The following is a 21299-nucleotide window of genomic DNA, read 5'->3' on the forward strand; positions in this document are numbered from 1 at the left end:
AGTCATTTGGCCAAATTCGCGCTGCGCACAGCTTGGTCAAAAATGTGTCATTTCCACGGCAGATGCCGCCACATTCCGAGCACAAAACCGCTCGGAAGAGAGAAATCTAACCTAACGTCACGTCCCGCGGGACCGGCTCGCCGGCCCCGTCGTCACCGGCAGAGGCGGCGATCCACCGGCACTGCGCGGCCCACGCACCGTGTCATTGCGGGCCGCAGCCGGCGCGGCGGCCGCAGGCGCACGGCCTGCGGCCATGAGAGCCGCCGGCTCGTCAGGCGCCCTGCGCCTCCACCACCGCGATGGCGGTCATGTTGACGATGCCGCGCGCCGTCACCGAAGGCGTGAGCACATGCGCCGGCTGCGCCGGGCCGAGCAGGATCGGGCCCACCGGCAGCGCGTCGCCGAACACCTTCACCATCTGGTAGGCGATGTTCGCGGCATCGAGATTGGGCATGACGAGGATGTTGGCCACGCCCTGCAGGCGTGAACCCGGCAGCACACGCTCGCGCATTTCCGGCACCAGCGCGCTGTCGCCCTCCATCTCGCCATCGACCATCAGGTCGGGGGCGCGCTGCAGGACCAGGTCGAGCGTGCGGCGCATCTTCTGCGCGCTGCCATCGTCACGGCTGCCGAAGTCGGAGTGCGAGAGCAGCGCCACCTTCGGCTCGATGCCGAAACGGCGCACATGCGCCGCGGCGAGCTGCGCCATCTCGGCGAGATCCTCGGCCGAAGGGTCCGGCTGGATCTGCGTGTCGCAGAGGAAGAAGGCGCCCTTCTGCGTCAGCAGCATGGACAGCGCCGCCAGGTCGCGCACGCCCGGCGCGAGGCCGATGATGGTGCGGATGTGGCGCAGGTGGCGGATGAAGCGCCCCTCCACGCCGCACAGCATGGTGTCGGCGTCGCCGCGCACCACCGCCAGGGCGGCGATCACGGTCGGCGTGGTACGCACCAGCGTGCGGGCGAGCTCAGGCGTCACGCCGCGCCGGCCGGTGCGCTCGACATAGGTCGTCACATAATCGCGGTAGCGCGGATCGTCCTCGGGGTTGATGAGGTCGAACTCGCGGCCGGGCCGGATCGACAGGCCGAAGCGCTCCAGGCGCGTCTCGATCACCGAGGGACGGCCGATGAGGATCGGGCGGGCGAGCCCCTCCTCCACCACCACCTGCGCCGCGCGCAGGATGCGCTCGTCCTCGCCCTCGGCATAGATCACCCGCTTGGGCGCCTGCTTGGCCAGCGTGAAGATCGGCTTCATCACCAGGCCGGAGCGGAACACGAAGCGGTCGAGCTGTTCCTGATAGGCGTCGAAATCGGCGATCGGCCGCTTGGCGACGCCCGAATCCATCGCCGCCTTGGCCACCGCCGGCGCGATGCGCAGGATGAGGCGCGGATCGAAGGGCGAGGGAATGAGCGAGTTCGGGCCGAACACCGGCGTCTCCCCGCCATAGGCGCGGGCGACGACGTCGGAGGGCGTCTCGCGCGCCAGCTCGGCGATGGCGTTGACCGCCGCGACCTTCATCTCCTCGTTGATGGTGGTCGCGCCGGCATCGAGCGCGCCGCGGAAGATGAAGGGGAAGCACAGCACGTTGTTGACCTGGTTCGGGAAATCCGAACGGCCGGTGCAGATCATGGCGTCGGGCCGCGCATCGCGGGCGAGGTCGGGCATGATCTCAGGGGTCGGGTTGGCCAGCGCCATGATGAGCGGACGATCGGCCATCGCCTTCAGCATTTCCGGCTTCAGCACGCCGCCGGCGGACAGGCCGATGAAGATGTCGGCGCCGTCGATCACCTCGGCCAGGGTGCGCAGATCGGTCTTCTGGGCGAACACCCCCTTATAGGGGTCCATCAGCTTCTCGCGGCCCTCATAGACCACGCCCTCGATGTCGGTGACCCAGATGTTCTCGCGCTTGGCGCCCATGGAGCGCAGCAGGTTCAGCGTGGCGATCGCCGCCGCGCCGGCGCCGGACGTGACGATCTTCACCTCCTCCAGCTTCTTGCCGCCGAGGAACAGCGCATTGACGACGGCCGCCACGACGATGATCGCCGTGCCGTGCTGGTCGTCATGGAACACCGGGATGTTCATGATGTCGCGCAGCCGGGTCTCGATCTCGAAGCACTCGGGGGCCTTGATGTCCTCGAGGTTGATGCCGCCGAAGGTCGGCTCCAGCGCCGCCACCACGCTCACCACGTGGTCCGGCTCCAGCGCGTTGATCTCGATGTCGAAGACGTCGATACCGGCGAACTTCTTGAAGAGGACCGCCTTGCCCTCCATCACCGGCTTGGAGGCTTCCGGGCCGATATTGCCGAGACCGAGCACGGCGGTGCCGTTCGACACGACGGCGACGAGGTTCTGCTTGGTGGTCAGTTCCGCGGCCAGCGACTTGTCCGCCGCGATGGCTTCGCAGACCGCGGCGACGCCGGGGGTGTAGGCGAGTGCGAGATCGCGCTGGTTGGCGAGCGGCTTGGTGGGCTGGATCTCCAGCTTACCGGGCCGGGGCATGCGGTGATAGAACATCGCGCCCGAGCGCAGATCATCGGAAATATACGAGGCCATAGCGTTTCCTTCCCCGGAGCTTGGCGGCGGAGCATAGGGATTCTGCTCTGCCGTACAATGTCTTTCCCATTTTGTAATGCTCGCCTTTCGGTGGTTGGATTATGTTGCCCACCGGGCGATCCGGCCCCCGCCGCCCCTCTCAGGTCTCCTCCGCATGCGCAAGACATTCGTCGTCGCTCTCGTCGCCCTCCTTGTTGCCGGCGTCGGCGGCTATTTCGGCTTCACCTTCTATGTCGGCTATCTCGCCCGCAGCCAGGTCGACGCCGTTCTGGCCGATCTCAGGGCGAATGGCCTCAAGGCCGAGGCCGGCGCGGCAAGCTATGACCTGTTCGCCGGGCGCTTCGAGCTGCGCGACCTGTCCATCGATGCCGCCCAGCAGGGCTCGCTGAAGATCGCCGCCTTCCGCGCCACCGGCCTCGGGCAGCCCGACGCCGCGCATCTGGTCGCCAAAAAGGTCGAGATCGAGGGCTTCGCCTTCGATGGCCCATTGCCGCTGGCGCCCGCCATCGCCGCCAGCTACCGCGCCCCGCGCATCGACATAACGGCGCTCGAAATGCCGGCGGAGACGACGCGCGCCGGCGCCCCCGGAACTACCGGCGCCGCGCCCTGGCAGATCGCCCTCGCCTTCTTCGAGCAGGTGAAGGCCGAGCGCGTCGCCATCCCGCAATCCACCGTGTCGACGCGCAGCGGCGCCGGCGAGACGCGCATCGAGACCGACGTCATCCATGGCGCGGCGAGCTTCGAGGGACTGGCCAATGGGCGCTTCGCCAAGGCCGTCATCGAGCCCTCGCGCTTCACCGTCGGCGGCGCGCCGGACTATGCCGGGCGCGGCTCGGTGGGCCGAATCGACGCCGAAGTGGTCGACCTCGCCGCCATGCTGTTGCTGCTCGACCCGGAGCGGCGGCGCGCGACCGATCGCTTCCTCACCGTCTATGGCACCGTCTCGGTCGACGGCTACGACATCACGACCGATAGCGGGCTGGCGCAGCGCTGGAACAAGCTGACCATCACCGACCTCGCGATCCAGCCCTCGGCGATCCCGGCCGAGGAACTGCTCGCCATGGGCCAGCGCATGCAGGAGCACGCGGCGCAGGGCACCAATCCCTCGTCCGAGGAAGTCGCCGACATGATGCGGGCCATCGCCACCGTCTATGATGACGGGCTGCAGATCGGCTCCGTCGTCTTCGACGGGCTGGAGGGCACGGCGGCGGACGGCAGCAAGGCCTCGCTCGCCTCGCTGAAGGCGGGCCCGCTCGACGCCGGCCGGCTGGAACAGATCTCCATGGAACAGCTCAGGGGAGCGGAGGCCGACGGGCAGAGCTTCCATGTCGCGCGGCTGAGCGTGGGCGGCCTCCGGCCCGGCACGATGATGACGCTCGCGGCGGATATGGCGCGCGGAACGGACACGCTGTCCGACTGGCCGGCCCCGTTCTTCAACACGGTCGCCAGGTTCGAGATAGACGACGCCGAGGTCCCGACCGAGAACGGCGCGCCGGTTACGGTCGACCGGCTGGCGGTCTCCTGGACCGGCGAGCCGGACGCACTGCCGACGCGCTTCTCGGCCACGCTGCGCATGACCGGCCCGACCGACGCGGTCAGCCGCGCCAACTCGGCCTTTGCGCTGGTGCCGGACCAGATGCAGCGGGTCAGTGTCGCCATGGATATCGGCGCCGCCTGGAACGAGGCGGACGGCACCGTTGCCGTCGACCCGATCTATCTCGAAGTGTCCGACGCCTTCTCCGTCACCGCGAAACTTTCGCTGAGCGATGTGGATGATTCCGTCTTCTCGCCGCAGCCGGACGAGGCGCTCGCCGGCGCGGCGCAGGTCAATCTCGCCGCGCTCGACATCACCATCACCGATGCCGGCCTCTACGAGCAGAAGCTGGAAGAAGCCGCCAAGGAACAGGGCATCGGCGCGGCGGAAATCCGCCAGCTCATTGCCGGCTTCGCCGACCTTCTGCTCGCCCAGGCGGTGACCGACCGGCCCGAGCTCGGCCCGGCGGTGCAGGCCTTCGTCAATTTCGTGCAGAAGCCGATGAGCACGCTGGGCCTGCGCATCACGCCGCGCGGCGAGACGCTGCCGGTGATGATGATCGTGGAGGCGCTGATGAGCGACAACCCGCTCGGCGTCGTCGACGAACTCAATGTCGAGACGCTCGACGCGCCGTAAGCGTCCCCGTCTCCTCGTCCCGCATCCTCGGGCTCGGCCCGGGAGCCCGGCACTTCGACGCGATCCTTGGGACGCGGCCGAGAGGTCTGGATGGCCGGACCCGAGCCCGGCGCACGATCCCGGACCGGCCGTCCGGGATGACGCCGGAGAAGGCTACTTCTCCGGCAGGTTGGTGCGGATGTGCAGTTCGCGCAGCTGCTTCGGGCTGGCCTCGTTCGGCGCGCCCATCAGGATGTCCTGCGCCTGCTGATTCATCGGGAAGATGGAAATCTCGCGCAGATTGGTGACGCCGCACAGCAGCATCACGATGCGGTCGACGCCCGCCGCCATGCCACCATGCGGCGGCGCGCCGTACTGGAAGGCGCGGTAGAGGCCGCCGAAGCGCTCCTGCACCGTCGCCTCGTCATAGCCGGCGATCTCGAACGCCTTCACCATCGCCTCGGGGCGGTGGTTGCGGATGCCGCCCGACGCGATCTCGAAGCCGTTGCAGGCGATGTCGTACTGGAACGCCTTGATGGTCAGCGGATCCTGAGTGTTCAGCGCCTCGATCCCGCCCTGCGGCATGGAGAAGGGGTTGTGCGAGAAGTCGACCTTCTTCTCGTCCTCGCTCCACTCGTAGAAGGGGAAGTCGACGATCCACGCCAGCTCGAAACGGTCGTGATCGACCAGCTTCAGTTCCTCACCCACCTTGGTGCGGGCGAGGCCGGCGAAGCGGACGAACTTCTCCGGATTGCCGGCGACGAAGAAGGCGGCGTCGCCATACCCAAGTCCGAGCTGTTGACGGATGGCTTCGGTGCGCTCAGGACCAATGTTGTTTGCCAGCGGTCCACGGCCCTCAAAGACGTCTTGAAAATTGGAAGGCTCGCGCTTTTCGTCCATGGAGATTTCGATGCTGGACGTACGAGCCGACCACATGATGTAGCCGAGCCCCGGCTGGCCCTCGCCCTGCGCCCATGAATTCATGCGATCGCAGAAGGCGCGCGAGCCGCCGGTACGGCCGGGAATCGCCCACACCTGGTTCTTCGGGTCTTCCAGCATGCGCGCGAAGACCTTGAAGCCCGAGCCGCGAAAATGCTCGGACACGTCCTGCATCTCGATCGGGTTGCGCAGGTCCGGCTTGTCGGTGCCGTATTTCTGCATCGAGGTGGCGTAGGGAATGCGCGGCCAGTTCTTCGTCACCGGCTTGCCGTCGGCGAACTGCTCGAACACGCCGGTGATGACCGGCTCCACCGCGGCGAAGATGTCCTCCTGCTCGACGAAGCTCATCTCCAGGTCGAGCTGGTAGAACTCGCCCGGCAGGCGGTCGGCGCGCGGGTCCTCGTCGCGGAAGCAGGGGGCGATCTGGAAATAGCGGTCGAAGCCGCTCATCATGATCAGCTGCTTGTACTGCTGCGGCGCCTGCGGCAGGGCGTAGAACTTGCCGGGGTGCAGGCGCGAGGGCACCAGGAAGTCGCGCGCGCCCTCCGGCGAGGAGGCGGTGAGGATCGGCGTCTGGAACTCGAAGAAGCCCTGCCCCTTCATCCTGGCGCGCATGGCGTCGATGATCGCCCCGCGCGTCATGATGTTCTTGTGCAGCTTCTCGCGGCGCAGGTCGAGGAAGCGGTAGCGCAGCCGCGTCTCTTCCGGGTATTCGACATCGCCGAACACCGGCAGCGGCAGCTCGGCGGCGGGGCCCAGCACCTCGATCTCGGTGGCGTACATCTCCACCTGCCCGGTCGGCAGGTCGGGGTTCTCGGTGCCGGCGGGACGCGAGCGCACGCGCCCGTCCACGCGGATCACCCATTCCGCGCGCACCGTCTCGGCCAGCTTGAAGGCCGGGCTGTCGGGATCGACCACCACCTGCGTCAGGCCGTAATGGTCGCGCAGGTCGATGAACAGCACGCCGCCATGATCGCGGATACGATGGCACCAGCCGGAGAGCCGCGCATTGCCCCCGATATCGCTCGCGCGAAGGGCTCCGCAGGTGTGCGTGCGATAGCGGTGCATGACGTCTTCCCGAGGCTAGATCCCGCCGAAACGCGGCGGGCGAACGAAAACACCCCTCACGCGGGGCGCGCGGAGGGGTGCATGTCGGGCTCGGCTTTGTCAAGAATGCTCTGGCGCGGGCGCCGGGTCCGCGTCAGGCAAAGGCTCGCGCCGGCTTGGTTCTCAGGGCACGTAGCGAAGGTTCAGGCCGCCCACGCCCAGCGCCAGCGACGCCCCGACATTGCCCTCGACCGAGATCGGGTTGAGCGCGAAGGACTGGTCGGAGCCGACGAGCACATTGGCGCCGACGCCCACGCCCAGCGCCACATTGCCGGTGACGCCGGCATAGGGACCGGCCAGCGCGCCGGGCTGGACCGACTTCGTCACCGCCAGCACGCCCCAGGTCATCACGCCGCCGCCGGTCACGCCCAGCTCGACGCCGATATTCTTGATGGTGCCGGCATAGTTCTGCACCGGGCCGTTGTCGGCCGGCGTGTAGGTGCAGGTCAGCTCCTGCTTGGACTCGACCAGCATGCCGATGCTGGCGCCGGCATTGCACACCAGCACGCCGGCCTTGACGCGATCGGCGGCCGAGGCCGGGATGGCCGCGCCGGCCATCGCCACGGCGGTGAGAGCGAAGAGAATCTTCTTCATGGAGTGTCCCCCTGACGGCCGGCCGCGCCGGCACCCGAATCTGTCCGTACCCTAGAGGCGGATGGTTAACGCTTGCCGGAGGATTGCGGCACGATTCGGAGTCGAAACGGCGGCACGACTCCGATATGTAAAAGTTCAGCATGAACATGATCACGACCACAGACGCCCTCGCCGCGGCCTGCGAACGGCTGGCCCGCCATCCCTTCATTACCGTCGACACGGAATTTCTGCGTGAGACCACCTTCTGGCCGAAGTTGTGCGTCGTGCAGATCGCGGGTCCGGACGAAGCCGTCGTGGTCGACGCGCTGGCGGAGGGCATGGATCTCGCACCCTTCTTCGCGCTGATGTCGGACACGGCTGTGCTTAAGGTGTTCCATGCCGGCCGGCAGGACATCGAAATCGTCTGGCACCTCGCCGGCATCATCCCGCACCCGGTGTTCGACACCCAGGTCGCGGCCATGGTGCTCGGCCATGGCGACTCCATTTCCTACGATCAGCTCGTGCAGCGCATCACCGGCGAGGTGCTCGACAAGTCGCTGCGCTTCACCGACTGGTCGCGCCGCCCGCTCTCCACCGCCCAGATCGCCTATGCCGAGGCCGACGTCACCCATCTGCGCGACGTGTTCCTCAAGCTCGACGCGGACCTCAGGAAGCGCGACCGCTCCGACTGGGTCGGCGAGGAAATGGCGGTGCTCACCTCGCCGGACACGTACCGGCAGGAGCCCGAGCGGGCCTGGGAGCGGCTGCGTTCGCGCGCCCGCAAGCCGAAGGACCTCGCCGTGCTGATGGAGGTCGCCGCCTGGCGCGAGCGCGAGGCACAGTCGCGCGACACGCCGCGCTCACGCATCCTCAAGGACGACGTGATCGGCGAGATTGCCTCCCAGCACCCGACCAGCATCGAGAAGCTCGGACAGCTCCGCTCGGTTCCGAAAGGCTTCGAGCGCTCCCGCGCCGGCGAGTTGATCATCGAGGCGGTAAAGGCGGGCCTCGCCCGCGACCCCAAGACCCTGCCGCGCATCGAACGCGACAAGCCGCTGTCGAATGGCGCCTCGGCGACGGTGGAGCTTCTCAAGGTTCTGCTGCGCATGACCTCCGAGCAGCACGGCGTCGCCGCCAAGATCCTCGCCACGGTGGACGATCTCGAACGCATCGCGTCGGAGGACGCGCCGGACGTGCCGGCGCTGCACGGCTGGCGGCGCGAATTGTTCGGCGACCGGGCGCTGGCGCTGAAGTCCGGCAGCCTCGCCCTCGCCATGCAGCGCGGCCGCGTGATCGCCGTGGATCGGCTCGCCGAAGGCTAAAGCGCCAGACGCGAAAGTTGCTCGACTTTCGCGTCTGGAAAACGCTTCAAATCGTTGAACCTGGAGCACTTCAAGCGGCGTGGAATCCGGTGCCTCGCTCCGGGCCCTCGCCGCTTCAGCTCGTCACCACCATCGGCTCGCGGCCGATCAGCCGCGCCAGGGTGCGCAGGCGGTTGGCGATGCGCTCGCCACTGAGCGGGGCGAGGTCGCCTGCCAGCCGGAGCGCCAGCTTGCCGCGATCCACCGTCAGCGGCGTCAGCGGCAGCGTGCCGGGCATGGCGGCGGAGAGGATGTAGCCGACCCGCATCGCCGCGCCGAGGATGCGTGCCCGGTCGAGCAGCCGCGCCGAGACCAGCTCGCGGATGCGCGGCGACAGGTCCTCGTCGATCAGCCCGACATGGCGGTAATAGATGGCCAGCGCCAGGAAGGCGCGGCCGGGATGGTCGACGCCGATGAAGGCGGCATGGGCGATCAGGTTCAGGCTCTGCTCGCCGCGATAGTCCGGATGCGCCCGCCAGCTTATGTCCGAGAGCAGGCAGGCGGCATGGCGCAGCCGCTTCTCCTCCACGCTCTCGTCGATGCCGGTGGTCTCCATGAAATGGTCGGTCCACTCGATCAGCTCCCAGCCATGGGCCGGGGAGCGCGAGCGCACCTCGTTCAGCTCGGTGGTGGCGGTGATCAGCGGATCCTCCGCCCTCTCTTCATCGGCGAGCAGCTCGTAGAGCATGCCCTCGCGCACGCCCTGCGCGGAGACGTAGACATTGGCCGGCTTGCCGGCGCGGATGATGTGCTCGAGCACCAGCGCGCCATAGGCGAGCAGCGGACGGCGCACGTCGGACACGGTGTCGATGCGCGAGAGCGTGTCGACCGGCACCCGGCGCACCAGCCGGCAGAATTCCAGCGCCTCCCGGCCGGGAATGACATAGCCGTGCATCACATGCAGCGGATAGCCGCGCTGGAACATGTGCAGCCGCGCCAGCGCGCGCCAGGTGCCGCCGACGGCATAGAAGGTGCGTCCCTTCAGATGTTCGAGATGCGACTCCTTGGTCAGCAGCTCCCTGGCGATCTTGTCGGCCTTCTTGAGCGAGCGGCCGGAGGTGTCCTGCAGCGCGAGACCGCCGAGCGGAAAGGTCGCGCCGGTGCCGATGCGCTGGCCGTGCAGGTCGACGAGCTCGAGCGAGCCGCCGCCGAGATCGCCGACCACGCCGTTGGCGTGGTGCACGCCCGAGAGGATGCCAAGCGCCGAGAGCTGCGCCTCGCGCTTGCCCGACAGCACTTCCACCTCCGTCCGGCAGATTTCGGTGCAGGCGGTCACGAAATCCGGCCCGTTGGCGGCGTCGCGGGCCGCGGCGGTGGCGAGCACGTAGAGCCGTCCGACCCCCATCCGGTCGCACAGCGCGCGGAAGCGCCGCAGCGTGGCGAGCGCCTTCTCCACCGCCTCGGCATTGAGCCGCCCGGTGGTGAACACCTCGCGCCCGAGCCCGCAGGACGCCTTCTCGTTGAAGATCGGCGTCGGGCTGCGCGACAGGCGCTCATAGACCACCAGACGAACCGAATTCGACCCGATGTCGATCACCGCGATGGGCGCGCCCGATACCAGGCCGTGCCCGGCCTCACGCAAGGCATCACTCATGCGATCACGCGCGGTCGCGGCGACGCAGGAGGTTGCGCGGCGACGATTCTTTGAGCGACTTGCCACGTCCCGACAGACTCGGATTGGTCATGAAGTACTGCTGGGCGTTGAACTTCTCTTCGCCCTCGGCCGGCACTATGCGTTGCGAGGAGCCGTCCGGCAACACGCGCCAGCTCTGCTGGTTGTCCTGCAGGTTGGCGACCATGATCTGGTCGAGGATCTGCATGTGAACGGTCGGATTGGTGATCGGGCACAGCGATTCGACCCGGCGGTCGAGATTGCGCGGCATCAGGTCGGCCGAGGAGATGTAGAGCGCCGCGTGCGGGTCCGGCAGGCCGTAGCCGTTGCCGAAGGCATAGATGCGCTCATGCTCGAGGAAGCGGCCGACGATCGACTTGACGCGGATGTTCTCCGACAGGCCCGGCACGCCCGGTCGCAGGCAGCATATGCCGCGCACGACGATGTCGATCGGCACGCCGCTCTGGCTGGCGCGGTAGAGCGCGTCGATGATCATCGGATCGACCAGCGAGTTCATCTTGAGCCAGATCGCCGCCGGCCTGCCGGCCTCGGCGAAGGCGATCTCGGCGGCGATGTGGTCGAGGATGCGCCTCTTCAGGGTAAGCGGCGCGATGGCCATCGCGTCCAGCTCCGCCGGCTCGGCATAGCCGGTGATGAAATTGAAGATGCGCGCCACGTCGCGGCCGACCACCGGGTCGGCGGTGAAGAAGGACAGGTCGGTATAGATGCGCGCGGTGATCGGGTGATAATTGCCCGTGCCGACATGGCAGTAGCTCGCCAGCGCACCGCCCTCGCGGCGCACCACCAGCGAGAGCTTGGCGTGGGTCTTCAGCTCAAGGAAGCCGAACACCACCTGCACGCCGGCACGCTCCAGGTCGCGCGCCCAGCGTATGTTGGCTTCCTCGTCGAAGCGGGCCTTCAGCTCGACCAGCGCCGTCACCGACTTGCCCGCCTCGGCCGCCTCGGCCAGCGCGTGGACGATGGGGCTGTCGGAGGAGGTGCGGTAGAGCGTCTGCTTGATCGCGACGACGTTCGGATCGCGCGCCGCCTGCCGCAGGAACTGCACCACCGCGTCGAAGGATTCGTAGGGGTGGTGGATGACGAGGTCCTTCTCGCGAATGGCGGCGAAGCAGTCGCCGGCATGGTCGCGGATACGCTCGGGGAAGCGCGGATTGTACGGCTTGAACTTGAGGTCCGGCCGGTCGATGCCGACGAGCTGGCTGAACTCGTTCAGCGCCAGCACGCCGTCCACGAGGAAGATCTCGTCGCCGGCGACGCCGAGCTCGCGCGCCACGAAGCCGCGCAGCTCTTCCGGCATGGAGGCGTCGATCTCCAGACGGATCACCTGCCCGAGGCGGCGACGCTTCAGCGCGCTCTCGAACTGGCGCATCAGGTCCTCGGCCTCTTCCTCGACTTCGAGGTCGCTGTCGCGGATGACGCGGAAGCCGCCCTGGCCCTTCACCTGATAGCCCGGGAACAGCCGGCCGATGAACAGGCCGATCATCTGCTCCAGCGTGATGAAGCGCTGCAGGCCGCCCTCGCCGTCCGGCAGCCGGATGAAGCGGTCGATCTTGGCCGGCACGCGGATCAGCGCGTTCATCGAACGCCCGTCATGGATACGGGCGAGTTGCAACGCCAGCGAGAAACCGAGATTGGGAATGAACGGGAACGGATGGGCCGGATCGATGGCGAGCGGCGTCAGCACCGGAAACACATGGGCGAGGAAGAAGTCGTCGAGCACCGCCCGGTCGGCCCTCTCGACGTCCGCACCGTCCACCAGCACGATGCCGCTGCCGATCAGCTCCTGCCGCAGCCCGCGCCAGCGCGCCTGCTGGTCCTCGGCCAGCTCGGCCACCGCGGTGCTGATCAGCGGAAGCTGCTCGGCCGGGGTCAGCCCGTCCGGGCTGCGCCCGCCATAGCCCTCGCGCACCTGCTCCTTCAGGCCGGCGACGCGGACCATGAAGAACTCGTCGAGATTGTTCGCCGAGATGGAGAGAAAGCGCAGCTGCTCCAGCAGCGGGTGCTCGCGGTTGGATGCCTCCTCGAGGACACGCCGGTTGAACTGCAGCCAGGAGAGCTCGCGATTGATGAAACGCTCCGGCGATTTCATCAGCTCGTCCTGCAGCGGCTGCGCGGCGACCGGCGCGTGGACGGGCGCCTGCCCCAGTTCGGCCTCGACCTGAGTTTCCGTCTCGCTCACCGTCGCTACTCCATCCTTCTTGCGGGCTACCCGCTTCGTCCGGCGCGAAGGTCGCCGGGCATCATGACGGCTGGATGACATGGTGAGGCTAACCTCTGGTCAAGTGATTTATGGGCTCGGCATCGGCTTCCCGCGCCGCTTCCCCGTCCGCTTCCGCGCGGGCGCGAAGGAGTTCGGCGGCCAGCGCCCGGGTCAGCGGCCGCTTGCGCGCCAGCGCCTCCCGGTCCAGTTCGGCGACGACGTCGCGCACGCCGGCAATGGAGCGCTCGACGCGCGGCAGCAGATAGGCCAACAGCGCCTCGTCGGGCAGAATCTGCCGGTCGGCGAACAGCTTCACCGCCACAGCCGCCAGCAGTTCGTCGTCCGGCGCCCCGAGCGTGACGGCGGGCATCGCTCGCAGACGCGAGGCGAGGTCGCGCGTGGCGACCGACTCGGCCAGAAGAGCGGGCGCGCGGCGAGACGTCACCAGCAGGCGGGCGCTCTGCTCGCCGGCGAGGTTCAGCAGGTGAAAAAGCGCCGCCTCGTGTATCGGTCCCTCGCCGAGGTCTTCCACCACCAGCGCCCCGCCGGCCAGCATCGCCGGCAGCATGGCGACGTCGAGCGTCGATGCCGGAACAATGCCGGCGCCCGTCGCCTCGGCGAAGATGGCGGCGAGATGCGACTTGCCCGAGCCCTTCGGCCCGACCAGCGCGACGGCGCGTGCGCTCCAGTCCGGCCAGGATTCGACAAGCGCCAGCGCCGCCTCATTGGCCTTGCCGGGCAGGAAATCGTCCCGCGTGCGGCTGTCCGCATGCGGCAGGTCCAGGGGTATCTGCCGGGAGGCCATGATTTCAGCTCGCCCGGGATTCCGGCATGGTCGACCCCGGCGGCGACACCGTCTCGGGCTCGTCCTCGCCGGTATAGAGCGGGCTTTGCAGGTAGCGCCCGATGGCGAAGCGCACCAGCACCCCCACTGCGGCGGCCAGCGGCACCGCCAGCAGCAGGCCCAGGAAGCCGAGCAGATAGCCGAAGGCCAGCAGGGCGAACATCAGCCAGACCGGCGGCAGGCCGACGCTGTCGCCCACCAGCTTCGGCGAGAGGACGTAGCCCTCGATGAACTGGCCGACGACGAAGATGCCGATGACGATCGCGATCATCGAGTAGTCGGGGAAGAACTGCACGATGGCGACGCCGCCCGCCAGGACGAGCCCGGTCAGCGAGCCGACATAGGGAATGAAGGTGATGATCCCCGACACGAAGCCGATGACAAAGCCGAAATTCAGCCCCGTCATGGTGAGGCTGATGGCGTAGAAGCTGCCGAGAATGACGCAGACCATGGACTGGCCGCGCACGAAGCCGGCGATGGCGCTGTCCATCTGCCGCGCGAGATCGCGGATCACCGCGCGATGCTTCACCGGCAGCCAGGAATCGACCTTGTCGACCATGTGCTCCCAGTCGTTGAGGATATAGAACGCGACCACCGGCGTGATCACCAGCAGCGAGAACAGCGAGATCAGCGCCTGCCCGCCGGTCCACAGCCCCTGGATCAGGGTGAGCATGTAGGTGGCGCCCTGCGTCACCAGCTCGCTGAGGCCCTGCTGGATGCTCGGCATCCGGTCGCCGACGAAGTCGCGCAGCCATTCGGCGCGCTCGCCCGTCATCATGTTCTGCAGCTTGACGACGTATTCCGGCAGCCGCTGGATGAAGGCGGCGAGCTGCGAGCCGAAGATCGGCACCACCAGCAGCATCAGCAGGATCGCCAGCAACAGCGTGAGGGCGATGGTCGCCAGCGACGCCACCAGCCGGTTGACGCCCCAGCGTTCCAGCCGCGTCGTCACGGGATTGAGGAAATAGGCGAGCGCGAGACCGGCGACGAACGGCAGGAGCACGCTGCTCAGCAGCCAGGCCGCGGCGATGAACAGCCCGAGCACGGTCAGCCAGAACGTCACCTGCTTGTGCCAGGCCATGCGAAAACCACTCCGAGATCCGGCCCTGCGCCGTCGGCACCATAGATACAGGAAAATGCGGCGCGTGCGATGCACAAGCAATGCCGCAAGGGATGCCGCCCCCGCCATTCACAGCGCAGCCCGCCGGGGCGGACCGTGGCCTTCCACGCTCCGTCGTGGCACAAGGCGAAGCACCTCGTCACCTGTGCCTGAAAGTGGCCCACCGCATGCGTTCCTCCCTCGTCACTTCCGGCATCGTTGCCGCGCTCGTCGGCTTCGGCGGCACCCTCACCCTCATCGTCGCGGCCGCTCAGGCGGTCGGCGCCACGCCCGGGCAGATCACCTCGGGCGTCATCGGCCTGTGCCTGTCCATGGCGTTCACCTCGGCGTGGCTCGGATGGCGCCACCGCATGCCGATCATCACCGCCTGGACCACTCCCGGCGCGGCGCTGATCGCCGGCTCGCACGGGCTGACCATCGAGACCGCGGTCGGCGCCTTCCTCGTCGCCGGCCTGCTGATCCTCGTCACCGCCGCGGTGAAGCCGCTCGGCGCGCTGGTGCAGCGCCTGCCGGTCGCCATCGCCGCCGCCATGCTGGCGGGCGTGCTGTTCCGCTTCTGCACCGCCGTGTTCACCGCCGGCCAGGCCGATCCGCTGCTCGTGCTGCCGCTGGTGCTGATCTTCCTCGTGGCCCGGCGCATCAGCCCGTTCGGCGCGGTGCTGGCGGTGCTCGCCATCGGCATCGCCCTCGCCTTCTTCCTCGGCCGCGTCGGCCCGCTGCCGGACGGCGTGCCGCTGCCGACGATCGAGTTCATCGTGCCGCGCTTCGACCTGCAGGCGCTGATCGGCGTCGGGCTGCCGCTCTACATCGTCACCATGGCCTCGCAGAACCTGCCCGGCTTCGCGGTGCTGCAGGCTGCCGGTTACAAGCCGCCGACACCGTCGATCCTCGCCACGACCGCCATCGCCTCGCTGATCACCGCACCGATCGGCTCGCTGACCAGCAACCTCGCCGCCATCACCGCCTCGATCTGCACCGGGCCGGACACCCACCCGGATCCGCAGAAGCGGTGGATGGCGACGCCGTTCTACGCGCTGAGCTACGTCGTGCTCGCCGGCTTCGGCGCCGGCGCTGTGGCGCTGATCGCCGCCCTGCCCGCCGGGCTGGTGGCGACCTTCGCCGGCCTCGCCCTGCTGGGACCGCTGGTCAACGCGCTCGGCACCGCCATGGGCGATGTCAGCAAGCGGTTCCCCGCCGTGCTCACCCTCGCCGTCACCGCCTCCGGCGTGTCGCTGTTCGGCCTCGGCTCGGCCTTCTGGGGGCTGGCCGCCGGCCTGATCGCCCTCGGCATCGACCATGCGGGGCGGAAGGCCTAGGGAAAACCGCCCGCCACCTTGCCCGCCGCTCCATAAGCGGCTAATCCGCCACCATTCCTAGAGGGCATGCGATGACCGGTACGGACAAGGGCCTCAGCTATCGCGATGCGGGCGTCGACATCGACGCCGGCAACCGGCTGGTCGATCTCATCAAGCCGCTGGTCAAGGCGACGCGCCGGCCGGGCGCCGACGCCGACATCGGCGGCTTCGGCGGGGTGTTCGACCCGAAGGCCGCCGGCTTCAAGGACCCGCTCATCGTCGCCACCACCGACGGCGTCGGCACCAAGCTGAAGATCGCCATCGAGACCGGCCGGCACGACACCATCGGCATCGACCTCGTCGCCATGTGCGTCAACGACCTCGTGGTGCAGGGCGCCGAGCCGCTGTTCTTCCTCGACTATTTCGCCACCGGCAAGCTGGCGCCCGAGGTTGGGGCGAAGATCGTCGCCGGCATCGCCAAGGGTTGCCGGGAGTCCGGCTGCGCGCTGATCGGCGGCGAGACCGCCGAGATGCCCGGCATGTATGCCGAGGGCGACTATGATCTCGCCGGCTTCTCCGTCGGCGCGGTGGAGCGCGGCGAGCTGCTGCCCTCCCCCAACGTCCGCCCCGGCGACGTGCTGCTCGGCCTCGCCTCCTCGGGCGTGCATTCCAACGGCTATTCGCTGGTGCGCCGCATCGTCGAGGTCTCGGGCCTCGCCTGGGACGCGCCGGCCCCGTTCGCGCAGGGCCATTCGCTGGGCGAGGCGCTGCTCACCCCCACGCGGCTCTATGTGAAGTCCGCGCTGGCGGCCATCCGCTCGACCGGCAAGGTGAAGGCGCTGGCCCACATCACCGGCGGCGGCCTCACCGAGAACCTGCCGCGCGTGCTGCCCAAGCACACGGTCGGGCGCATCGACCTCTCCGGCCTCCCCGTTCCTCCCGTCTTCCGCTGGCTGGCGCAGGTCGGCAAGGTGGCGCCGGAGGAGATGCTGCGCGCCTTCAACTGCGGCATCGGCATGGTCGTGGTCTGCGCCCCCGAGGATTGCGAGACGGTCGCCGACGCCTTCGCCGATGCCGGCGAGGAAGTGATCCATCTCGGCGCCATCGAGCCCGGCGAGGGCGCGGCGCACACCGTCTATGACGGCAGCCTCGCCGTCGACCAGCCGCTCTGAGAGGCGCGTGAACGCATGACGAAGCCCCGCGCGGCCGTCCTCATCTCCGGGCGCGGCTCCAACATGATGTCGCTGATCGAGGCGGCGAGCGCGCCGGACTTTCCGGTCGAGATCGCGGTGGTCGTCTCCAACCGGCCCGAGGCGCATGGCCTCGCCCGCGCGCAGGCCTGCAACATCCCCATCCGCACCGTCGACCACAAGGCTTATCCCGACCGTGCCTCCTTCGACGCGGCGCTCGATGCCGTGCTGGTGGAGGAGCAGGCCGACCTCGTCTGCCTCGCCGGCTTCATGCGGCTGCTCACCCCCGGCTTCACGCAGAAATGGGCCGGGCGGATGATCAACATCCACCCCGCCTTGCTGCCGAGCTTCAAGGGCCTGCACACCCATGAGCGCGCGCTTGCCGAGGGCGTGCGCATCCATGGCTGCACCGTGCATTTCGTCACCCCGGAAATGGATGTCGGCCCCATCATCATGCAGGCCGCCGTGCCGGTGCTGGACGGCGACACGCCCGAGACGCTCGGCGCCCGCGTGCTGGCGCAGGAGCACGTCATCTATCCCGCCGCGCTGCGCCTCGTCGCCGATGGTCGCGCCCGGCTCGACGGCAGCCGCGTGGCGGTCGACGAATTCGTGGTCGCCCCGCCCGCGCTGGTGGTGCCCCCGGCAGGCTGATCGACGGACGGGGGAGCCGCCTTGCGGGTTCTCATTTCCCTCCAGCGGCGAAACGCCGTCCCCTGCCGCGCTCGATCACGCCTTGCGTCGACTTGGTTGGCACCGTTAAAAAGTATCCTTGGGGAAGACGCCTTCGCCGAGGAGAAAACGACATGGCGGCAAAGCATTTGGACGCGAGCGACGACGATCAGCTCTATCAGGAGCGCGAGGCGGTCGCGGTCTTCGAGGACGAGAAGGCACTCAACGCGGCGGTCGATGCGCTCATCGAGGCCGGCCTGCAATATGAGGATATGAGCCTGCTCGCCCATAGCGACCGGCTTTCCGGCCCGAACCGCCCGACGAAGGAACTCGAGGATCTCGGCGACACCGAGCGTGCGGCCTTCGTCTCGCAGGATTCCCGTAATGAGGGCCTTGCCGCCGTCGCGGCGACGCCGGCGCTGCTGGCCGGACTCGGCCTCGCGGCCGTGGTTGGAACGGGCGGCGCGGCCCTCATTCCTACCCTCGCGATCACGGCCGGCGGCACGGCGGCGGGCGGCGCGCTCGGCCTGATCTTCGCGCGCGCTTTCGGCCGCAAGCACGCCGCGAACGTCCAGCGCCAGGTCCTGAATGGTGGCCTTCTGCTGTGGGTTCATGCGCCCGACCCCGCCAAGGACGCGACGATCGTGTCGATCCTGAAGGCGAAGGGCGCAAAGGACGTGCATCTCCACGTCTGCACCCGCTCGTGGGGCGTGGCGGACGTGCCGCTGCACGACTTCAATCCCGATCCGCTGCTGGGCTGACGCGCGGTTCGCCGCGCGGCCGCAGGGACCGCTGAAGTGACCAGAAGGACGCCGGCAAGTCCCGCCGGCGTCCTTCTTTTTGGCGGAGAGCCTCGTCGACTTACTGGAGAGCCTTGTCGACCGCGCCGCGAATCCAGTCCTCGGACGAGATGCCGGCCGCGCTGGCCTTCGCGTTGATGGTGTCGACGACGGCAGGCGGGAGCGACACGTCCAGAATGACCATGTCCGCGCTGTCCAGGGCATAGACCGTTCGCGTCACCCGGGCGGCGAAGCGCGTCACGCGCGTGTTCTTCTGCGCATCCGTCAGTTGCGGGAGAGCCGCGACGGTCGGGCAATAGGCGGCGATCAGGCCATCGATGATCAGGATCGGGTTGACGCCCTCCCCGCGAAGCGTCGCCACGGCGGTATTCAGCGCCTCCACCTTGTCGAGCCCATCGCCCGACGGCAGGGCGGCCTGGACACGGGCGTCACGGGGCGCCACCAGCGGCTTGGCCGGGCATTGGAAGCCGTCGCCGGCCAGAACGGGCTGGGCCGCAACGCTGGTCAGGGCCAGAACCGAGAACAATACCGCGTATTTCATTCGGGTACCTCACTGCTTGAAATCGTATCCGTGCGTGCCCGGCGCCGTGTTTCGGCGCCCCCGGCGGGCGCCATGGTAGCGGGGAGCGCCGGCGGGCGCGACGGCAAGTTGAACGCCAACGTGCGTTCTGCCTGCATCCGTCGGTCTCGATGCGCGGCTCACGGCACATTCCGCCAGGCCGCCTCATGACGGCCCACTATGCCACGCCGTCGGCGCGCGCGATGCGCTCGATCCGCACCCGGTTGTCGTGCAGCGCCGCGCCGCCGACGGGGGCGACCGGATCGGCGCCGGTGAGGCTGTTGATGCCGCGTCCGCCCGCATGGGCGCGGTTCGGCCAGATCGATTCCGCCACCACCACGCCGTGCCGCAGCCCGTCGAACAGGCGGGCATGAAGTTGCACCGCGCCGCGCGCGCTGGTCACGCGCACGAGGTCGCCCTCGACCACGCCGAGAGCGGCGGCGTCCTCTGGGTGGATCATCAGTTCCGGCCGCTTCTCGCGGGCGATGGATCCGGCCGTCTCGGTGAAGCTGGAATTGAGGAAGGAGCGTGCCGGCGAGGTCACCAGGCGGAACGGATAGTCCTCGTTCGCCTCCTCGATCACCGCCCAGTGGTCCGGCCATTCCGGCATGTCCTCATAGGGGCCGAACTTGCCCGGCGCGGCAAAGCGCGAGCGCGCCCAGTCCGGCTTCAGGCGGAACCTGCCGTCCGGCCAGTCGAAGCCCTTGAGGTAATGCGCCGTCTCGAAATCCGGCTGGATGTCGAGGAAGCGTTTTTCCTCCAGCTCCTCCACCGTGCCGCGCCCGGTCGCCTGCAGCGTCCAGTCGATATGGGCGCGCGGGCTCATGCCGAAGCCGGCGTGCTCGGCCCCCAGCCGCTCGGCCAGAGCGCAGATCACCTCGTGGTTGGAGCGGCATTCGCCCGGCGGCTCGACCAGCTTGGGGCCGAGGATGACATACTGGTTGCCGCCGCCCTGATAGAGGTCGTCATGCTCGGTGAACATGGTGGCCGGCAGCACGATGTCGGCCATCTGCGCCGTCTCGGTCATGAACTGCTCGTGCACGGCGACGAACAGGTCCTCGCGCGCGAACCCGCGCCGCACCTTCTCCTGGTCGGGCGCGACGGAAACCGGGTTGGTGTTCTGGATCAGCATGGCGCTCACCGGCGGGCCGCCCGCCAGCGCCTCGGGTTCGCCGGTCAGGATCTCGCCGATGCGCGACTGGTCGAGCTCGCGCGAGGTGACGCCCCTTATGTCGCGCCCTTCGATCATCCGCTTGTTCCAGCGGTAGATCGCGCTGTTGGAATGGAAGACGCCGCCGCCCTCGTGCTTCCAGGCGCCGGTCACGGTCGGGATGCAGCTCACCGCGTGCATCGCCACCGCGCCGTTGCGCGAGCGGGTGAAGCCGTAGCCGGCGCGGATGAAGGTTTTCGGCGTCCGGCCGATGGCCTGCGCGAAGGCCTCGATTTCTGCAGCTGGCAGTCCGGTGATGGCAGCAGCCCATGCAGCCGTGCGGGTCTCGAGATGCGCCTCGAGACCCGCCGGATCGTCGGCATAGGCGGCCAGGTAATCGCGATCGGCAAGGCCGTCCCGAAACAGCACATGCATCACCGCGCAGGCCAGCGCGCCATCCGTCCCGGGACGAATAAGGATAGGAATATCAGCCTGTTCCATGGTCGGCGAGCGATAGACGTCGACCACCGCGATCTTCGCGCCGCGTTCCTTGCGGGCGCGGATGGCGTGCGTCATGACGTTGATCTGGGTCGCCACCGGATTGGTGCCCCAGATCACCACGAGATCCGACGTCGCCATCTCGCGCGGGTCCGGCCCGGCGAGCCTTCCCGTGCCGGCGAGGAAGCCGCTCCAGGCGGGATTGACGCAAATGCTTGAGAAAAAACGCGAATAGCCCTTGGCATGGGTCAGCCGGTTGATGCCGTCGCGCATCACCAGCCCCATCGTGCCGGCATAATAATAGGGCCAGACCGCCTCCGGTCCATGCGCGCGCTCGGCTGTCTGGAACCGCGCGGCGATCTCGTCCAGCGCCTCGTCCCAGGAGATGGGCGCGAACTGTCCCGCGCCCTTCGGCCCGGTCCGCCGCAGTGGCTGCATCAACCGGTCCGGATGATGCGCCCGCTCCGCGTAGCGCGCGACCTTGGCGCAGATGACGCCGGCCGTGAATGTGTTGAGGCGCGACCCGCGCACCCGGCCGATGCGCCCGTCCGAGGCGTCGATCTCCAGCGCGCAGGTGGAGGGGCAGTCGTGCGGACAGGCGGAATAGCCGGTACGGGTCGGCGGGATGTGCTGATTCATGAAAAGGCGCTCCGCCACCATC

The 21299-nt window shown here is 68.5% G+C and carries 15 protein-coding genes; 6 read left to right on the top strand and 9 right to left on the bottom strand.

Going from position 1 to position 21299, the window contains the following annotated elements; all coding sequences use genetic code 11:
* Positions 1 to 271: 271 nt before the first annotated feature.
* Positions 272 to 2551, bottom strand: coding sequence for an NADP-dependent malic enzyme (locus AC1PZ7_RS16555; RefSeq protein WP_482356299.1), 2280 nt, complete (start codon positions 2549 to 2551; stop codon positions 272 to 274).
* 154 nt (positions 2552 to 2705) lie between these two features.
* On the opposite strand from AC1PZ7_RS16555, the gene AC1PZ7_RS16560 reads away from it, so the two are divergent.
* The gene (locus AC1PZ7_RS16560; protein WP_482356300.1) at positions 2706 to 4721 is read left to right on the top strand and encodes a hypothetical protein; all 2016 of its coding nucleotides are present in this window, start codon (positions 2706 to 2708) and stop codon (positions 4719 to 4721) included.
* A 153-nt stretch (positions 4722 to 4874) separates the two neighbouring features.
* Here AC1PZ7_RS16560 and aspS read toward each other — a convergent pair whose 3' ends face one another.
* Both aspS and AC1PZ7_RS16570 read right to left on the bottom strand, forming a co-directional pair.
* Complete coding sequence (aspS, locus tag AC1PZ7_RS16565) at positions 4875 to 6707, bottom strand: aspartate--tRNA ligase (protein WP_482356301.1); 1833 nt, start codon at positions 6705 to 6707, stop codon at positions 4875 to 4877.
* A 162-nt stretch (positions 6708 to 6869) separates the two neighbouring features.
* The gene (locus tag AC1PZ7_RS16570; protein ID WP_482356302.1) at positions 6870 to 7340 is read right to left on the bottom strand and encodes a DUF992 domain-containing protein; all 471 of its coding nucleotides are present in this window, start codon (positions 7338 to 7340) and stop codon (positions 6870 to 6872) included.
* Positions 7341 to 7480: 140 nt separating this feature from the next.
* Here AC1PZ7_RS16570 and rnd point away from each other — a divergent pair, with 140 nt between their 5' ends.
* Positions 7481 to 8641: a ribonuclease D gene (rnd, locus tag AC1PZ7_RS16575; protein WP_482356303.1), complete on the top strand. Its 1161-nt coding sequence runs from the start codon at positions 7481 to 7483 to the stop codon at positions 8639 to 8641.
* A gap of 115 nt (positions 8642 to 8756) precedes the next feature.
* On the opposite strand, the gene ppx is transcribed toward rnd, so the two are convergent.
* Genes ppx through AC1PZ7_RS16595 form a run of 4 tightly spaced genes read right to left on the bottom strand, consistent with a single transcriptional unit; the run spans position 8757 to position 14438 of the window.
* Positions 8757 to 10274: an exopolyphosphatase gene (gene ppx / locus AC1PZ7_RS16580; protein ID WP_482356304.1), complete on the bottom strand. Its 1518-nt coding sequence runs from the start codon at positions 10272 to 10274 to the stop codon at positions 8757 to 8759.
* A 4-nt stretch (positions 10275 to 10278) separates the two neighbouring features.
* Positions 10279 to 12573: an RNA degradosome polyphosphate kinase gene (locus AC1PZ7_RS16585; protein WP_482356305.1), complete on the bottom strand. Its 2295-nt coding sequence runs from the start codon at positions 12571 to 12573 to the stop codon at positions 10279 to 10281.
* A 7-nt stretch (positions 12574 to 12580) separates the two neighbouring features.
* Entirely contained in the window at positions 12581 to 13318 is a 738-nt protein-coding gene (locus AC1PZ7_RS16590) for a P-loop NTPase family protein (protein WP_482356306.1), read from the bottom strand.
* 4 nt (positions 13319 to 13322) lie between these two features.
* Positions 13323 to 14438, bottom strand: a complete 1116-nt coding sequence (locus tag AC1PZ7_RS16595; RefSeq protein ID WP_482356307.1) for an AI-2E family transporter — start codon at positions 14436 to 14438, stop codon at positions 13323 to 13325.
* A 206-nt stretch (positions 14439 to 14644) separates the two neighbouring features.
* Between AC1PZ7_RS16595 and AC1PZ7_RS16600 the strand changes: the two genes are divergently transcribed.
* From AC1PZ7_RS16600 to AC1PZ7_RS16615, 4 genes are all read left to right on the top strand, one after another.
* Positions 14645 to 15793 (top strand): benzoate/H(+) symporter BenE family transporter, encoded by a 1149-nt coding sequence (locus tag AC1PZ7_RS16600; RefSeq protein WP_482356308.1) that lies wholly within the window; start codon positions 14645 to 14647, stop codon positions 15791 to 15793.
* Positions 15794 to 15864: 71 nt separating this feature from the next.
* On the top strand, positions 15865 to 16944 hold the full coding sequence (purM, locus tag AC1PZ7_RS16605) for a phosphoribosylformylglycinamidine cyclo-ligase (protein ID WP_482356309.1): 1080 nt from the start codon (positions 15865 to 15867) through the stop codon (positions 16942 to 16944).
* 15 nt (positions 16945 to 16959) lie between these two features.
* Positions 16960 to 17613, top strand: coding sequence for a phosphoribosylglycinamide formyltransferase (gene purN, locus AC1PZ7_RS16610; RefSeq protein WP_482356310.1), 654 nt, complete (start codon positions 16960 to 16962; stop codon positions 17611 to 17613).
* A 152-nt stretch (positions 17614 to 17765) separates the two neighbouring features.
* The gene (locus tag AC1PZ7_RS16615) at positions 17766 to 18392 is read left to right on the top strand and encodes a hypothetical protein (RefSeq protein WP_482356311.1); all 627 of its coding nucleotides are present in this window, start codon (positions 17766 to 17768) and stop codon (positions 18390 to 18392) included.
* 100 nt (positions 18393 to 18492) lie between these two features.
* On the opposite strand, the gene AC1PZ7_RS16620 is transcribed toward AC1PZ7_RS16615, so the two are convergent.
* Positions 18493 to 18972: a hypothetical protein gene (locus AC1PZ7_RS16620; protein WP_482356312.1), complete on the bottom strand. Its 480-nt coding sequence runs from the start codon at positions 18970 to 18972 to the stop codon at positions 18493 to 18495.
* A 196-nt stretch (positions 18973 to 19168) separates the two neighbouring features.
* Entirely contained in the window at positions 19169 to 21277 is a 2109-nt protein-coding gene (locus tag AC1PZ7_RS16625) for a molybdopterin-containing oxidoreductase family protein (protein WP_482356313.1), read from the bottom strand.
* Between the last annotated feature and the right edge of the window lie 22 nt (positions 21278 to 21299).

Source organism: Ancylobacter sp. TW_SC_1 (assembly GCF_056836805.1).